Genomic DNA, 16,511 nt, shown 5'->3' with positions numbered 1-16,511 from the left:
CAAATCTCTATATTTTTATTGATAACTTCGCAAATCATATGACACAAGTTTTCCACACCAAGAGTAAGGTAATTATTACCTGCAATAAAAGACTATCATCTTACCTGCAAGCAGAAGTAGAAGAATTAGGTTATGATATAGTAAGGGCTTTTCCTACAGGGCTAGAACTTAACATTACCCTTAACGAGTGTATTAAACTTAACCTCAACCTGCGTTGTGCAAGTCAGGTTTTATACAGCTTAAAAAGTTTCAACGCAAAAAACCCAGAAGAGCTTTACAGCGCTTTGGTAGCTATGGAGTGGGAAGAACTGCTTGATTTTTCGGGCTATTTCTCTGTAACCTCTAATGTAGATAACCCATTTATTACTACTCCCCTATTTGCTAATTTGAAAGTAAAGGATGCAATAGTAGATAGAATCAAAGATAAAAAAGGAATACGTCCTAATACGGGATCTGATGCGAATAAAGCGGTAGTACATTTATATTGGAAAGATAACGATGCAGATATTTTTATTGACACCAGTGGAGAGACATTAAGCAAGCACGGATATAGAAAAATTCCGGGTAAAGCACCAATGCTCGAAGCACTTGCTGCAAGTTCTGTTTTGGCAACTAAATGGGATAGAAAATCTCCTTTCGTTAACCCTATGTGTGGCTCTGGAACCTTAGCTATTGAGGCGGCACTTTTAGCTACCAACCGTAGACCAGGTCTATATCGCATGAATTATGGCTTTATGCATATTATAGGTTATGATGAAGAGGTATTTTTCGCAGAGCGCAGGATATTAAAAGACCAGGTTATTAAAAACATAGACCTACAAATTATTGCTACCGACCTTTCTGAGGATGCCGTGGAAGTAAGTAGAAGAAATGCAAAAACTGCTGGTGTGGACCAAATTATTCAATTTGAAGTTTGTGATTTCGCAGAAACACATGTACCAGAAGACGGCAAAGGTGTGGTAATTTTTAACCCAGAATACGGAGAAAGACTAGGTACACACAGTAAGCTAGAATTAACCTACAAACGCATGGGCGATTTTATGAAAACCAAGTGCAAAGGTTATCATGGGTATATTTTTACAGGAAATCCTGACTTAGCTAAAAAAATCGGGCTAAAAGCCGATAAAAAAATAGAGTTTTATAATGGTAAACTAGACTGCAGAATGCTGGAATATGAGCTATATGATGGCAGCAGAAGACCAGATAGTGAGCGCCCTAATCGCTAGCGAAAAATAATTCTTAAACACTGTGGTTGTAATCGTATTGGTTCTATAAATGAAACTTGTGGTTGGCAAAATATTTGACTAGCTTTAAGTACATTAACTACCAACATGATGAACGAAACTTACAGAAAAGAGATGCAACGCATCGCTTTACGCATTAGAAAAGTGCGAGAGTACAAGAATTTTTCGCAGGAGTATTTAGCCACTAAAATTGGCATTTCTCAAAACGCTTACAGCAAAATTGAGTTAGGATACAGCAAAATCACTCTCGACAGACTTTTCCACATCGCCAAACTACTTGATGTAGACACCTATGAATTACTAGCTTCAAAAAGACACTAAAAGTTACAAGAACGCATAGCAATTCCAGATGCTCGATAACCTAAAATCGAGCATCTTTTTTTTGTTTAGTATCCAGACAATTATATCCTAGGGATACATTTTCCCCAATTTTCATCACCGCAAGTAAAAGATATCCCCTAACTTTGCCCAATGCAGGATATCATCAATCAAACCATCAACTTTGTTAAAACCACTCTAGCCGATGCCGAAGCAGGGCACGATTGGTTCCATATTGAACGAGTTTACAAAACAGCAAAAACCATCAATAAAACTGAAAATGCCGATACACTTATTGTAGCATTAGCGGCTTTGCTGCATGACATTGCCGACAGTAAGTTTAATGGTGGCGACGAAGAAATTGGGCCGCAAAAAGCTGGAGATTTTTTAGCAAGTATTGACGTACAACCAGAAATCATAAACGAAGTAAAACTGATTATAAAAAACCTATCATTTAAAGCTAGTTTTGGAGAAATTACTTATTCCTCTAAGGAATTAAACGTAGTGCAAGACGCTGATCGCTTAGATGCTATAGGAGCAATTGGAATTGCTAGGGCTTTCACCTACGGTGGTTTTAAAAACCGAGTACTTCATGATCCTGAAATTAAGCCAAAATTACAGATGACCAAAGAGGAGTATAAAAATACGACCGCCCCTACCATTAATCACTTCTACGAAAAACTATTGTTGTTAAAAGATTTAATGAAAACGCAAACAGGAAAAACAATGGCACAACAACGCCACGATTTTATGCTTAGCTACCTTGACCAATTCTACGCAGAATGGGAAGGCAAAAAATAAACTAAAAATATTAGCTATTTTACTATATTTGTTAGTAAAATAGTTTGATATGTCTGAGAGATTAAGAGATAAGCTAAACATATTAGCTGATGCAGCAAAGTATGATGTTTCCTGCTCATCGAGTGGTAGCGACAGGAAAAACACCAATAAAGGTGTAGGTAACGGACACAAATCTGGCATTTGCCATACCTATACAGAAGATGGACGATGTGTTTCTTTACTTAAAATCCTACTCACTAACCATTGCATTTTCGATTGTGCTTATTGCGTTTCTCGTCGCAGTAACGACATTGAGCGTGCTGCATTTACCGTAGATGAGGTGGTGGAGCTTACCATGAACTTTTATAGAAGAAACTACATCGAGGGACTTTTCTTAAGCTCGGGTATTTTCAAAAATGCTGATTTTACGATGGAAAGATTACTCCGCGTAGTTAAAAAGCTGAGATTGGAACAAAATTACAATGGCTACATCCACCTCAAAACTATTCCAGGCGCAAGTGACGAACTCATTACCGAAGCGGGCCTTTATGCCGATAGGATGAGCATTAATCTAGAAATGCCCACAGAAACTGGATTAAAACTTTTAGCTCCAGAAAAAAGTCATCAAGATGTGATTAAGCCGCTGGGATTTGTAAAAAATCAAATCATCCAGTTTAAGGAAGAAAAAAAGCTTATCAAAAGTGTTCCCAAATTTGTACCTGCCGGACAAAGCACGCAAATGGTAATTGGTGCTACGCCAGAAACGGATAAAGAAATTATGTACACCGCTGCCAATTTCTACAAAAGCTTTTCGTTAAAACGTGTTTATTATTCGGGATATATTCCAATTAGCAATGACAGCAGAATGCCAATTTTAGGTACGCAGCCACCATTGCTAAGGGAAAACAGACTTTATCAAACCGATTGGCTGATGCGATTTTATGGCTTCGATGTCCGTGAATTATTGAACGATGCCAATCCGCATCTAGACACCGACATTGACCCTAAGTTAAGTTGGGCTTTGCGCAATATGCACCACTTCCCTATCGATATCAATACTGCAGATTATCAAATGATTTTACGTGTGCCAGGTATTGGTGTAGGTTCAGCACAAAAAATTGTACAAGCAAGGAAATTCGGCAAGCTATATATCCACCAATTGAAGAAGATTGGAATTGCTTACAATAGAGCCAAACATTTTATTACTTGTGTAGATACGCCTTATCAACTGAAAGATTTTCAGGCAGTACAGATTAAGGGATTTATTTTGGCCGAAAGTCAGAGCAAATATTTGAAGACGCCTAACGAGCAATTATTATTGTTTTAAACTATTTAAACATGAAGGATTTAAGAAAAAGCAATACATACTTAAACCTCTTCACTTCTTAATGGTTCAAAAAAAATCATATGATTTACATTTTCGATGGCAGTTTAGAAGGCATACTTACTTCGGTATTTGAGTGGTTTGAAAGAAAACCTGGATTAACTAAAATCATAGCTAAAGAAAGACATCAGCCAGATGCTTTTAGCAAATCTTTTGAGATTTTAACTGACCGAACAAAAGCAGATCGGGTTTGGAAAGGACTGACCACACGACTGGGCCGAGATTGGATGCGCAGGGTGTATTGCTCCTATCTTTCAGAGAAACCAGAAATACACCAAGACGTTTTTGATTTTTGCATTTACCTATTCCAACATCCGGCAGGTGCAGAAAAGAACTATGGCAATGCGCAAGTGCTAAGTATGGCACAAACCGCCAGAAAAGTAGAACGAGAAAAGCATAGAATGGAAGCTTTTATCCGTTTTCAAAAAACAGCTGATGGTTTCTTTTATTGCGGGATAGACCCAGATTTTAATGTAATTCCTTTACTGATTAACCATTTTAAAAACCGTTATGCAGACCAGCAGTGGATTATTTACGACATCAAAAGACATTATGGCGTTTTCTATAACCTAGAAACGGTAGAAGAAATTGAAATGGATATCGATGTTAGTTTATTAAAAAAATCAAATCAGCATATGCTAGACGAGCAAGAAACATTATATGCAGATTTGTGGAAGGACTATTTCAAAAGCACTAACATTGTTGCTCGTAAAAACACCAAATTACACACTAAGCACGTACCTAAGCGCTATTGGAAATACCTTACAGAAAAGTTATAAAACCACATAGAAACATAGTGGGTTCTAGTATTAAAATTGGATAAAAGAAATTTCCATTAGGTTGTAGTTAGAACTTGTAGATTAATCCTACAAAACCTAGAATATCCTAGGTGTATATGTGATTTAAAATTATAACTTAATAGTTAACATTATCTTAACTTATTAGCTGTAATTTAGCAATATGAAACCGAGACACGAACGATATCAACAACAAACCCTCGTGCCGAGTTCTCATCTAACATTGGCAACTTAAAAAAATAAGATGAAATTTAGTGTACTGGTTTTTATTACAGCGCTTGCAGTAGGCTTATCTATTGGCTTGGTTAATTATCATTTTCAACAAAGCTGGTACTATTTGTTAATTTCATTCGGCGTTTCATTTGGTACAAGCTTTTTGGTATTTTATTATTTATTAGAAAGATATATCTATAGTAAAATCAAACTGATATACAAGCAAATACACAGCTTAAAATTAGGTAAGGATTTAAAAGAAGCACTTGGCGAATATGTGAGCTCAGACCCTATCAATGATGTACAGCAGGAAGTTGAAGAATGGGCTGGAGCCAAGAAGAAAGAGATCGAATTGCTTAAAAAACAGGAACAATTTAGAAGAGAATTTCTTTCGAATGTATCTCACGAGTTTAAAACGCCATTATTTGCGATACAGGGTTATGTAGAAACTTTGCAAGATTGCATTGTTGACGACCCAGAAATGGCGATTAAATTTTTAAAGAAAGCAGAGAATAACATTGAGCGATTAAGCTACCTGATTAATGATTTAGATTCTATTTCTAAACTTGAAACTGGTGAAATTCCTATCAACTACCAACGTTTTGACTTTGTGCCTTTAGTTAAGGAAGTGATGGAAATTTTGGAAGACAAAGCACTTACCAATAAAACAAAGCTAATTTTCAAGGATAAATACACTGCTCCAACCATGGTTTACGCCGATCGTGAAAAAATTAGACAGGTAATGATGAACCTCATTCAAAACTCCATTAAATATGGAAGAGAAAATGGTTCTACATCTATTAAAACTTTTGAACTGCACGACCAATACCTCATTGAAGTTACAGATGACGGAATGGGAATTGAGGAAAAACACTTACCTCGTTTATTTGAACGTTTCTACAGGATAGATTCTCATCGTTCTAGAAAAGAAGGAGGCACCGGCTTAGGTTTAGCCATTGTGAAACATATTTTAGAAGCACACCAACAAACCATTTCGGTACGTAGTACACCCAATATTGGTACCACCTTTGCCTTTACGCTGCAAAAAAACAACGAACCTTTGTTGAACTACGGTAAAAAATAATCCTTGGTTTTAGCCATTTAACCATAATGGAGGGCATTTCGCTTGTCTACAATTCGTTAACACTTAACAATCACGTAAAATTGTCTCGAAAGTTAACATTAACTTAACATTGCGGTTTTACTTTTGCATCATATTTAAATACGAGTATGAGCAATATATTTAGCTTCTTTACACCTAAAGACAAAAAATTCCAGCCTTTATTTGAACAAGCAGGAAGCAATGTTAGGAAAATTGCAGAGACCCTTTTAGTAGTGGTAACTGCAGATGATATCGAAAAAAGAAAAGAGGCCATTAAAGAGGTAGAACGCCTTGAGCATGTAGGTGATGACATTACCCACACGATTTTTATCGAGTTGAGCAAGAACTTCATTACACCTTTCGACAGAGAAGACATCCACTCTTTAGCTAGTGCTATTGACGATATCGCTGATTACATTCACGCATCGGCAGGAAACATTGAACTTTACAACGTAACCAACATTGGCGAACCAATGGTAAAACTGGCCGAGTTATTAGTTGAAATGTGTACCGATCTTGAAAAAGCTATCAAAGAATTAAGAAGCTTTAAAAACATCAGAATCATTGCAGATGCCTGTGTAAGAATCAATAGCGCAGAAAACCAAGCTGACTACACTTGTAACTTAGCTATTGCCCGCTTGTTTGAATTTGAAACTAATGCAATAGAACTGATTAAGCAAAAGGAGGTGTTACAAACCTTAGAAATTGCTACAGATAAATGTGAAGATGCGGCAAATGTGCTAGAATCTATCTTAGTTAAAAACGCGTAATTCACTATGTTTACGATACTTATTCTAATTATTGTTTTAGCGCTCATCTTTGATTACATCAATGGTTTTCATGATGCGGCTAATGCAATTGCAACCATCGTAGCTACGAAAGTACTTACACCTTTCCAAGCTGTGGTATGGGCTGCATTTTTCAACTTTTTGGCTTATTGGGTATTTGGTTTTGGCGTTGCCGATACCGTTGCCAAGACAGCCAATACCATGGAAATTAACCTGACCGTTATCTTAGCGGGGGTTATTGCCGCCATTATATGGAATTTATTAACTTGGTGGTTCGGTATTCCTTCAAGTTCTTCACATACCTTAATTGGTGGTTTTGCTGGTGCTGCCGTTGCCCATGCGGGCATGGACGTTGTAAATTGGTACAAAGAAGGCAAGGCAGGAGAAATGCCGTCTGGTGTTTTAGTGATTGTTGGCTTCATTGTATTAGCACCACTTATTGGAGCAATTGTTTCTTATGCAATTTCGGCATGGCTATTACATTCGGCCAAGAAAAGCATTTGGCCAAAGGTTTTTACGCTTTCGCTGATGATTGCAACAATTGTGTTTGTGTATTTCCAGATGGTTCCTTACGACAAGATTCTTAAACCTCGTTTCGAGTCTGAATTTTGGAGCGTGGTATTCGAATCTCACAACATCAAATGGTTTTTAGTAGCATTTATTGTATTAACGATTAGCTCATTCTGCTTAATATTCAGTTTCTTGAGCCATCACCAATCTACAAAATGGCTTCGAAAAATGCAGTTGTTGTCTTCTGCTGCTTTCAGTTTAGGTCATGGAGGTAATGATTCGCAGAAGGTAATGGGTATTATTGCTGCAGCGGTATTAGTTTATGTACATCAAAGCGGCGTTACCATGGAAAGCATGCCGGAGTGGTTGCACGTAGTACTGCCTAGTAAGGGTGCTAATGGCGAAGAAATTGCAGCTCATATGCCACCTTGGATTCCATTAGCTTGTTATACTGCTATCTCTGTTGGTACTTTAAGTGGTGGTTGGAAAATCGTTAAAACGATGGGCTCAAAAATCACGAAAGTAACTCCATTTGAAGGTGTAACTGCAGAGACTGCAGGTGCGTTGACGCTTTACTTTACAGAACACTTAAAAATTCCAGTAAGTACAACTCATACCATTACAGGATCTATTATTGGTTCTGGTTTAACCAAAGGTACCTCTGCAGTAAAATGGGGAGTAACAGTTAAATTGGTTTGGGCTTGGGTTTTAACTATCCCAGTTTCGGCAGCCCTAGCAGCAATATTATATTACATTCTTGCCTTATTTATTTAAGGAAATTAGACATAAAAATGAAAAGGCGGTTAATTGATTAACCGCCTTTTCATTTTTATACACTACTTCAATGCGAAAAAACTTAAACAGTTGCTAGCAAAAATTCATCTATAGCTTCTACCGCATTTTTAAATCGCTCTTCTCCTACTCCGGACACAACTTTATAGTTTGCTCCCAGTGCTTTCAATTCCTTGTGCCAAACCTCCATAAAATGTTCACGTTGGTTGGGAAAATCTCTCAAAGGATCATCCTGCCAAGGCAAATCAATATCTAACAGCACATAGAAATCGTAAGGATTTTTCTTTAGTGCATTCAATACAATTTGGGGTGTTTCTCCAAAAAAAGCATCACTCCAAATCTTCACCGTTAAAAAAGTGGTATCGCAAATAATAAAATCCGTTTCGGTCATTGCCAGCACCGACTGCTCTAATGCATACTGTCCATGAAACATGTTTGTCTCGTCTTGCAATGTGCAAGGCTCTGTTAATTCTTCACAATAATAACGGGCATATTCTGGCACCCAAGGTACTAGGTAGTATTTCGCCAACAATGTAGCCATTGTTGATTTCCCAGTACTTTCTGGCCCCACAATGGCTATTTTCTTAATTTGTTTTATAGTGCTCTCCACGCTTTTGTCCACGATAAGTTTTTCTCCAATCTAAATAGCCTTTTACAGCTATAACTACCAAAACTGCATATAAAATTGCATACACATTGAGGTTCTTATATATTAACAATGGAACGTAGCAGATGTCTACAATAATCCATAAAATCCAATTCTCTAGTATTTTTCTGGTGAGCATAATTTGAGCCACCAAACTAACTGCGGTACAAAAACCATCTTCATAAGGTACGTTTGTTGGTGTATATTTATCCAATAAATATCCAAGAACCAAGGTAAGCAATGCGACAATGCCTACTATCATCATCCAATCTTGAGATTTAATCCGGACTATGGGTTTTTCGTTCTCCTTTTTTTTCTTTAGCCAAAACCACCAACCATAAAAAGCAGTAAACAGAAAATAGAACTGCAAGGCAAAATCACCAAACAAATGGCTCTCAAAATACAAAATGGCGCTAATGACAATACTTAATATAGAAATGGGCCAATTCCATATGTTTTCCTTTGCCGCCAAATAAATACAGGCAATGGTACTGATAAAGCCAAACCACTCTAACCAAGAAGTTTGTTGAAGTTGCTGAATTAATTGTTGCCAAATAGCGGCGGCTTCGAGTAAAACCATTGATCAAATATAGCGGTAATTTGTTTTTAGCACAGTACTTGTCCCGATTTTCGGGATGCACAGATTTTATTTGTTAATCTCAAGTAATACGTATTATACTATTACAATTTTTAACCACTAATTTAAAGGGAATCAAACATTAACAGGGGATATCTGTGCATCTGTGGCTAACCAAAAAAGGTCTATAAAAAAGAAATCCGGTAGGGAACAACCCCTACCGGAAAATAAACCAAACAAACTATTTATGAAGAATACCCTCTTTCGAGGATGCTTTAGATCAAAATTTTTATTTTAACTGTTGTATCAATCATCCAATCTGTAACAACAACATCTAATTAACTTCAATTGTTTTCTTTTATTACAACATTTCTGCCAATAATTTTAAAAGAGAGGTTTCATGACGTAAACATGACCTTTATTGCCCTAGTTGGTGTTTAAATCACACTATGCTATTTTTTATTTTAGTAATGATGGCATGATATTAAGTCAATGAACGTCGTTTACTATTCTAACTATAGGCCTGTAAAACATACACTGTACAATAAAACAGACAAATAAAATAAATAACTAACAATCAATTAGTTATACTGCTTCATTTAGTCGAAATACGCCAAATCACTCCACTTACGTCATCTGCAACAAGCAATGCCCCATCTGGTGTTACGGCCACCCCCACTGGCCTGCCATAAACTTCGCTTTTTGAAGCATCAGCAATAAAGCCCGTTAAAAAATCTTGCATTGGGCCAGTTGGCTTGCCATCTTTAAATGGCACAAAAGCAACTTTATATCCAGTTAATTGAGACCTATTCCATGAACCATGCTGACCAATAAAGGCACCACCCTGATATTTAGCTGGAAATTTATTGTTGGTATAGAATGCCAAACCTAGGGAAGCCGTATGAGAACCAAGGGCTACATCAGGCACTAAGGTTTTCTTCACCAATTCCGGATTTACACCTTTCAACCTTGGGTCTTCGTGCTGACCAAAATAAGCATAAGGCCATCCATAAAATCCGCCATCTTTAACGCTGGTAATATAATCCGGCACTAACTCATCTCCTAAACCATCTCTTTCATTTACGGCAGTCCATAACATATTGGTAGTTGGTGCCCAATCCATCCCAACTGGATTACGCAGACCGCTTGCAAAAGTTCTTTCTGTAGTACCATCTGGGTTTACTTCCAAAATCGCAGCTCTTCTTACTTCGTGCTCCATTCCATTTTCTCCAACATTACTACCCGAACCAACCGAAATGTAGATTTTATCTTTCGCTTTGCTCACCAACAGATTTCTAGTCCAATGGTTATTGTAGCCGCCAGCTGGTAAGCTCACAATTTTCTTTCCTGCACCAGTGATTTTCGTATCGCCAGATTTATAAGGAAACATCCACAAACCATCTGTATTAGCTACATAAAACGAATCTCCAATAAAAGCCATTCCATAAGGCTGATTTAGGCCTGAAAGAAAAGTGCTAGTTAAATCAGGTTTACCATCTTGGTTACTATCCCTAAAAAGCATAATGGTATTCACACTCTTGCCGCCTACTTCAGATTTAGCTTTACCAGAAATGGCATTGGCAATGGCTTCTTTTGTGCTACGCTCAGAATTAGAAAGCGCCACTAAAATATCGCCATTAGGAGCAACAACAATATTCCTAGGGCTTTTCATTCCCTCTGCAAACTTGCTGACTACAAATCCCTCTGGTGCAATTGGCATTTTGTTAGCGGGCCAATCTATTACCTTGCTAAAATTATTTTTTGATGCCGTGGTATCTGGCGCTGGAAGATTTAAAGTATCTACATCTGTAGTAGCATGCACCGTATCAGCCGTTTTATCTGATTTGTTAGCACTATTACAAGCGGCGAAAAGCGAAGCAGACATTGCCAAAAGCCCTAAGTATTTTATTTTCATATTATCTCTTTTTAGATTAAACACTGCTTATCTAAACAGCTACAACAACAAGTTGTTTTCGTCCTATTGCACTACATTAAAACATCTAGCACTATATTGAATAATGGAGGTTTTAAAAGCTTCAATATATTTTAAAATAATCATCCAAAAATTGAGCGGCAAATTGTATCTTTGCATCCCGACAGAGAAGTTGGGATTTTCATTTATAGCAAGAGGAACTCTCCCAGCTATCGGTCAGTTAGACTATCACTTTAGACTTTTTTTTAAAAACCCCACATGCCTAAAGACACTTCCATCAATTCAGTATTGATCATCGGATCTGGACCTATTATTATTGGCCAAGCCTGCGAATTTGACTACTCTGGTTCTCAAGCCGCACTTTCTTTAAAAGAAGAAGGAGTTAAAGTTTCGATCATTAACTCTAACCCGGCTACCATCATGACCGACAAGGTAATTGGTGACCATGTTTATTTAAAACCTCTAACACTCGAATCGATTGAAGAGATTTTAATTGAGCACAAAAACAATCCTAATTTACCTACTATTGATGCAGTTTTACCTACCATGGGTGGACAAACAGCATTGAACCTTTGCGTTGATGCCGAGGAAAGAGGTCTATGGAAAAAACACGATGTTAGAATTATCGGTGTTGATGTTGCTGCGATTGATAAAACTGAAAACAGAGAGTCTTTCCGTCAGTTAATGGTAGATATTGGTGTTGGCGTAGCTACTTCAAAAATTGCCAACTCGTTTTTAGAAGGTAAAGAAGCAGCACAAGAAATTGGATTTCCGTTAGTAATTCGCCCTTCGTACACGCTAGGTGGTTATGGTGGTGGCTTTGTACATAAAAAAGAAGATTTTGACGCAGCCCTTAAACGCGGTTTAGAAGCTTCGCCAACCCATGAGGTTTTGGTAGAGCAAGCAGTTTTAGGCTGGAAAGAATATGAGTTAGAGTTATTGAGAGATAGCAACGACAACGTAATCATCATTTGCTCTATCGAGAACTTCGATCCAATGGGTATCCACACTGGAGACTCGATTACAGTTGCCCCTGCAATGACCTTATCAGATCGTTGTTACCAAGAAATGCGTAACCAAGCCATCAAAATGATGCGTGCTATTGGTAATTTCGCAGGTGGTTGTAACGTACAGTTTTCGGTAAACCCAGATAACGACGATATTATTGCCATCGAGATTAATCCACGTGTATCTCGTTCATCAGCGTTAGCAAGTAAAGCAACCGGATATCCAATCGCTAAAATTGCAGCAAAATTGGCTATCGGGTATAACTTAGATGAAATCGAAAATCAAATTACCAAAACTACATCAGCTTACTTTGAGCCAACTTTAGATTACGTAATTGTAAAAATCCCTCGCTTTAACTTTGATAAATTTAAAGGCGCCAACATGGAGCTTGGTTTACAGATGAAAGCTGTTGGAGAGGTAATGGCCATTGGTCGTAATTTTATCGAGGCACTGCAAAAAGCATGTCAGAGTTTAGAGATTGGACGTGCCGGTATAGGCGCAGATGGTCGTCAAAAACGTGATATCGAAGAAATTATGTATGGCTTGCAGCACCCAAGCTGGAACCGTCTTTTCTTAATTAAGGATGCGATGAGCATGGGTGTACCATTAGAATCTATCCGCAAGGTAACTAAGATTGACAAGTGGTTTTTAAATCAAATACAAGAGTTAGTAGCTTTAGAAACAGAACTAAAACGCTACTCGCTAACTAATATTCCGAGAGATTTCTTCTTCAACTTGAAGCAAAAAGGTTTCTCTGACATACAAATTGCATACGTTTTAGGTAACGTTACAGAAGACGAAGTTTATAACCGCCGTAAAGAGCTTAACATTAGAAGAGTTTACAAAATGGTGGATACTTGTGCTGCCGAATTTGCTGCACAAACGCCTTACTTCTACTCTACTTTCGAAGAAGCTCCACAACAAATTTCTTTAGTATCTGGAGAAGTTTTATCTGATGGAGACGAGCTGGGCTCCAACGAATCTATAGTTTCTGACAGAAAGAAAGTGATTGTATTAGGCTCGGGACCTAACCGTATTGGTCAGGGTATTGAGTTTGATTACTCTTGTGTACACGGATTATTGGCAGCAAAAGAAAATGGTTTCGAAGCCATCATGATTAACTGTAACCCAGAAACGGTAAGTACAGATTTTAACATGGCTGATAAATTATATTTTGAGCCTGTTTTCTGGGAGCATGTACGTGAAATCATCGATTTAGAAAATCCAATTGGCGTTATTGTTCAGTTAGGTGGTCAAACAGCCTTGAAAATGGCTGAAAAACTTCACGAAAATAATATCCGCATTATCGGTACTTCTTATGAAGACATGGATAAAGCAGAAGATCGTGGTAGTTTCTCAGACTTATTGAAAGAGTTAGACATTCCTTACCCAAGATACGGAGTTGCCGAAAACGCAGAGGAAGCTATTGTGGTAGCTAACGAAGTAGGTTACCCAGTATTGGTTCGTCCTAGTTACGTATTGGGTGGACAAGGTATGAGTATCGTTATTAACGACGAAGACTTAGAAAGTGCAGTAGTTAAATTATTAGGCGACCTACCGGGCAACCGTGTATTAATTGACCACTTCTTAGATAGAGCAGAAGAAACAGAATCTGACTCTATCTGCGATGGGACTGATGTACACATCGTTGGTTTAATGGAGCACATCGAGCCTGCGGGTATCCACTCGGGAGATTCAAGTGCGGTTTTACCTCCGTTCAGTTTATCTGACAAGGTAATTGCCGACATGGAAAATTACTCGAAGAAAATTGCAAAAGCTTTAAATGTAATTGGTCTATTAAACATCCAGTTTGCAGTTAAAGATGAGAAGGTGTATGTAATCGAAGCTAATCCACGTGCTTCTCGTACGGTACCTTTCATCGCTAAAGCTTACGATGTGCCTTACATTAACATTGCTGCCAGAGTAATGCTTGGAGTAAATAAATTAAAAGATTTTAACATCGAGCGCAAGCTTAAGGGATACGCAATTAAAGAGCCTGTTTTCTCTCACAATAAATTCCCAGAGATAACCAAAGAATTAGGCCCAGAGATGAAATCTACAGGAGAGGCTATCCGTTTCATTAAAGATTTGGAAGATCCTTACTTCTTGAAGTTAGTGAAAGATAAATCGATGTATTTGTCGAAATAGAACAAGGATAAAAGAGCAAAGAATAAAGACCAAGTCCCTTAGCGTAATGTTAAGGGACTTTTTTATTTTTAGAAGAGCAAATGTAGCAGCTTTAATTAAGGGCAGTCCTACTTTTCGCTATCCCTATGAAAAATCGGGATCCGCTGCAATCAGGTCTACTTAACGAAAACCTGTTCTAAGCATTTAGAAAACTTACGAAGTTTTGGAAACTTCGTAAGTCTAAAACAGCTCGCAATGACGGCAAGAATAGTTTTACTGCTTAGTCCAAATTCTTGTATTCAAATCTAATTCTTGTACTACATGGCACATCAATCTCAACATGTTTAAATCCTTTTCTAAGACCTCTGCATTTAGCAACGATTTGAAAATTGGCGCCTCGAAATAATTATGGTTCAATGGAAAAGCAATGTAAACATTAGACCAAACAAATGACACCGAAATAGTTGAATTTGCATATTGGTTTAGCTCCAACAGTTTTTCCATTAATGATGGAGTTAGAATATATCGAGCTTCTACTTGGTCGCCACTTTCGGTAGTGAACATCTTATCGAAATTCACATTTTCCAGCTCAACTATGCGTTTGTTGCCTAAAATATTCTGAGAAATCCATTTGCCAAATGCACCTGTAAAACCTTTTGGTCGCACCACAGTTAAACCATTAAAGTTCTTATTGAAATCTGCGCAGAAGATAATTCCCTTAAAGATATCATGCCACTGCGTTTGCTTTCCATTTTTAGTTTGGGTTTCAGTTTTATATTCGGCATGTACTTCCGCAAAATGAATTTGGGTTTTATCGATCTTACCGTAAACCAAATCCTCGGTTTTGTACCTGTCTGGCGTTTGTGAAAATAAGCAGCTATCTATAAAGTCTCGCTGACTAATTCCAGACTGTGGGTTGATTTGCAAGCTATCATCCAACTGTTTTAAGGCTGCACCGATAATTTTATGCTTAAAATCTAACTTATAGGCATTGGTTTTATTGCCTACTAATGCCAATATGATCAAACCAGTGACTAGTCCAGCAATTAGCAATACCACACCAACTTCTATCAAACCGAACAAAAAACCACCGAGCAAGCACGCTGCACCAATGCCCATGCTCCAATAAGCTCTGGAATGTTGCTTGGCAATGTGCAGTCGTGACGTTTCCAGTTCATTAAAAACTGAAACCATTTCTGGCTGACTATGTAGCTGCATTAGTTATTGAATAATTCTTTTGCGCTAATATTCTTACGTTCTTCGGCTGGGGTTTCTAATACTGGCATAGCTTGATAACCCAGCATACCTGCGAAAATGCTACTAGGGAACATCATTACCGCATTATTGTAAGTAGTTACCGCAGCATTGTAAGTTCTGCGTGCAGCAGCAATTTGTTCTTCGCTCTCTGTCCAAGTGCTTTGCAAGTTTAAGAAGTTGGTGTTTGCCTTTAAGTCTGGATAGTTCTCTACATTAACCATTACTCCTCTAACTGTAGTACTTAATTGCTGGTCTAGCTGTACTTTTTCAGCATCGGTGATATTTCCATTAGCCGCTTGTGTACGCATTTGTGTAATTTTGGTTAGTGTTTCGCTTTCATAAGCCATATACTGCTTAATGGTTTCCACTAAATTGGGGATTAAGTCGTAACGTTTTTTAAGCATTACGTCTATAGCAGAGAAAGCATTGGTCACTTGGTTTTTCTTTCCAATAAGAGAGTTGTAAATGCCTATTCCAATAAGAAATATAACAATAGCGATAATTCCTAAAATGATCATAATAAGTTGATTTAAGCTCTAATATACGAGATTAGCGGGAATTTTTGGGTGTTTAACACAGCAACTTGAAATAACCACAAAGTCACAAAGAACACAAAATTGAATTGTAAGCACTTCTACAGTATTTGTTGGCGTTCCCGCCAACAAGCATAGCAAACTACTTCCCTCAAATTGTCAATTTCAATTATGCGATATAGCAGGTAAAACTGCCAACGTTTACAGTGCGACAGGTTGTTAATTAAACCCGATTGAAGGAAAATACTTTTTGATGGTGTCACCCTGAGCTTGTCGAAGGGTTGTTTGTTAATTAGTAGATGCTTCGACGAGCTCAGCATGACAATTATGAGCGGCAGTGCCAACAAAAAGATTGAACTGAAAGTGGGACTTTAGGAACCGAAAACCTTCTACAATTGCTTTTCAAAACAAAGATTTATACCCATTTTCTACCCTCATGCTTTTTATGTACATTTGCGCCAATGAAACATTACACGGCTATATTATTCGCATTAAGGTTTTT

General features: G+C 37.7%; 14 protein-coding genes. 9 read left to right on the top strand and 5 right to left on the bottom strand.

The genetic code is table 11. The features are described 5' to 3' along the window. Positions 1 to 38: 38 nt before the first annotated feature. From CRO54_RS19565 to CRO54_RS19530, 8 genes are all read left to right on the top strand, one after another. Entirely contained in the window at positions 39 to 1,226 is a 1,188-nt protein-coding gene (locus CRO54_RS19565) for a THUMP domain-containing class I SAM-dependent RNA methyltransferase (RefSeq protein ID WP_097133758.1), read from the top strand. A gap of 108 nt (positions 1,227 to 1,334) precedes the next feature. After that, entirely contained in the window at positions 1,335 to 1,565 is a 231-nt protein-coding gene (locus CRO54_RS19560) for a helix-turn-helix domain-containing protein (RefSeq protein ID WP_097133813.1), read from the top strand. 150 nt (positions 1,566 to 1,715) lie between these two features. Next, positions 1,716 to 2,363, top strand: coding sequence for an HD domain-containing protein (locus CRO54_RS19555; RefSeq protein ID WP_097133757.1), 648 nt, complete (start codon positions 1,716 to 1,718; stop codon positions 2,361 to 2,363). 49 nt (positions 2,364 to 2,412) lie between these two features. After that, positions 2,413 to 3,669, top strand: coding sequence for a putative DNA modification/repair radical SAM protein (locus tag CRO54_RS19550; protein WP_097133756.1), 1,257 nt, complete (start codon positions 2,413 to 2,415; stop codon positions 3,667 to 3,669). Between the two features lie 80 nt (positions 3,670 to 3,749). Further along, positions 3,750 to 4,505 carry a TIGR03915 family putative DNA repair protein gene (locus CRO54_RS19545; RefSeq protein ID WP_097133755.1) on the top strand — a complete coding sequence of 252 codons (756 nt, stop codon included), beginning with the start codon at positions 3,750 to 3,752 and terminating at the stop codon, positions 4,503 to 4,505. A 262-nt stretch (positions 4,506 to 4,767) separates the two neighbouring features. Continuing rightward, the gene (locus CRO54_RS19540; protein ID WP_097133754.1) at positions 4,768 to 5,820 is read left to right on the top strand and encodes a sensor histidine kinase; all 1,053 of its coding nucleotides are present in this window, start codon (positions 4,768 to 4,770) and stop codon (positions 5,818 to 5,820) included. A gap of 146 nt (positions 5,821 to 5,966) precedes the next feature. Then, positions 5,967 to 6,608, top strand: a complete 642-nt coding sequence (locus tag CRO54_RS19535; RefSeq protein ID WP_097133753.1) for a DUF47 domain-containing protein — start codon at positions 5,967 to 5,969, stop codon at positions 6,606 to 6,608. Between the two features lie 6 nt (positions 6,609 to 6,614). After that, complete coding sequence (locus CRO54_RS19530) at positions 6,615 to 7,910, top strand: inorganic phosphate transporter (protein WP_097133752.1); 1,296 nt, start codon at positions 6,615 to 6,617, stop codon at positions 7,908 to 7,910. Positions 7,911 to 7,992: 82 nt separating this feature from the next. Here CRO54_RS19530 and CRO54_RS19525 read toward each other — a convergent pair whose 3' ends face one another. From CRO54_RS19525 to CRO54_RS19515, 3 genes are all read right to left on the bottom strand, one after another. Continuing rightward, positions 7,993 to 8,538 (bottom strand): AAA family ATPase, encoded by a 546-nt coding sequence (locus CRO54_RS19525; RefSeq protein ID WP_262710550.1) that lies wholly within the window; start codon positions 8,536 to 8,538, stop codon positions 7,993 to 7,995. Next, complete coding sequence (gene pnuC / locus CRO54_RS19520) at positions 8,513 to 9,154, bottom strand: nicotinamide riboside transporter PnuC (RefSeq protein ID WP_097133751.1); 642 nt, start codon at positions 9,152 to 9,154, stop codon at positions 8,513 to 8,515. The genes CRO54_RS19525 and pnuC overlap by 26 nt, the downstream gene beginning before the upstream one ends. A 592-nt stretch (positions 9,155 to 9,746) precedes the next feature. Further along, positions 9,747 to 11,066 (bottom strand): PQQ-dependent sugar dehydrogenase, encoded by a 1,320-nt coding sequence (locus CRO54_RS19515; RefSeq protein ID WP_097133750.1) that lies wholly within the window; start codon positions 11,064 to 11,066, stop codon positions 9,747 to 9,749. Positions 11,067 to 11,342: 276 nt separating this feature from the next. On the opposite strand from CRO54_RS19515, the gene carB reads away from it, so the two are divergent. After that, positions 11,343 to 14,240, top strand: coding sequence for a carbamoyl-phosphate synthase large subunit (carB, locus tag CRO54_RS19510; RefSeq protein ID WP_097133749.1), 2,898 nt, complete (start codon positions 11,343 to 11,345; stop codon positions 14,238 to 14,240). A gap of 252 nt (positions 14,241 to 14,492) precedes the next feature. Here the strand turns inward: carB and CRO54_RS19505 are convergent, their stop codons facing one another. Together CRO54_RS19505 and CRO54_RS19500 are read right to left on the bottom strand one after the other, a co-directional pair. Beyond that, complete coding sequence (locus CRO54_RS19505; RefSeq protein WP_097133748.1) at positions 14,493 to 15,437, bottom strand: DUF3137 domain-containing protein; 945 nt, start codon at positions 15,435 to 15,437, stop codon at positions 14,493 to 14,495. Continuing rightward, positions 15,437 to 15,994 (bottom strand): LemA family protein, encoded by a 558-nt coding sequence (locus CRO54_RS19500; protein ID WP_097133747.1) that lies wholly within the window; start codon positions 15,992 to 15,994, stop codon positions 15,437 to 15,439. The genes CRO54_RS19505 and CRO54_RS19500 overlap by 1 nt, the downstream gene beginning before the upstream one ends. Positions 15,995 to 16,511: the final 517 nt, after the last annotated feature.

This window comes from Pedobacter xixiisoli, assembly GCF_900215335.1.
Taxonomy (GTDB): domain Bacteria; phylum Bacteroidota; class Bacteroidia; order Sphingobacteriales; family Sphingobacteriaceae; genus Pedobacter; species Pedobacter xixiisoli.
This window is presented reverse-complemented; position numbering and strand designations above follow the sequence as displayed.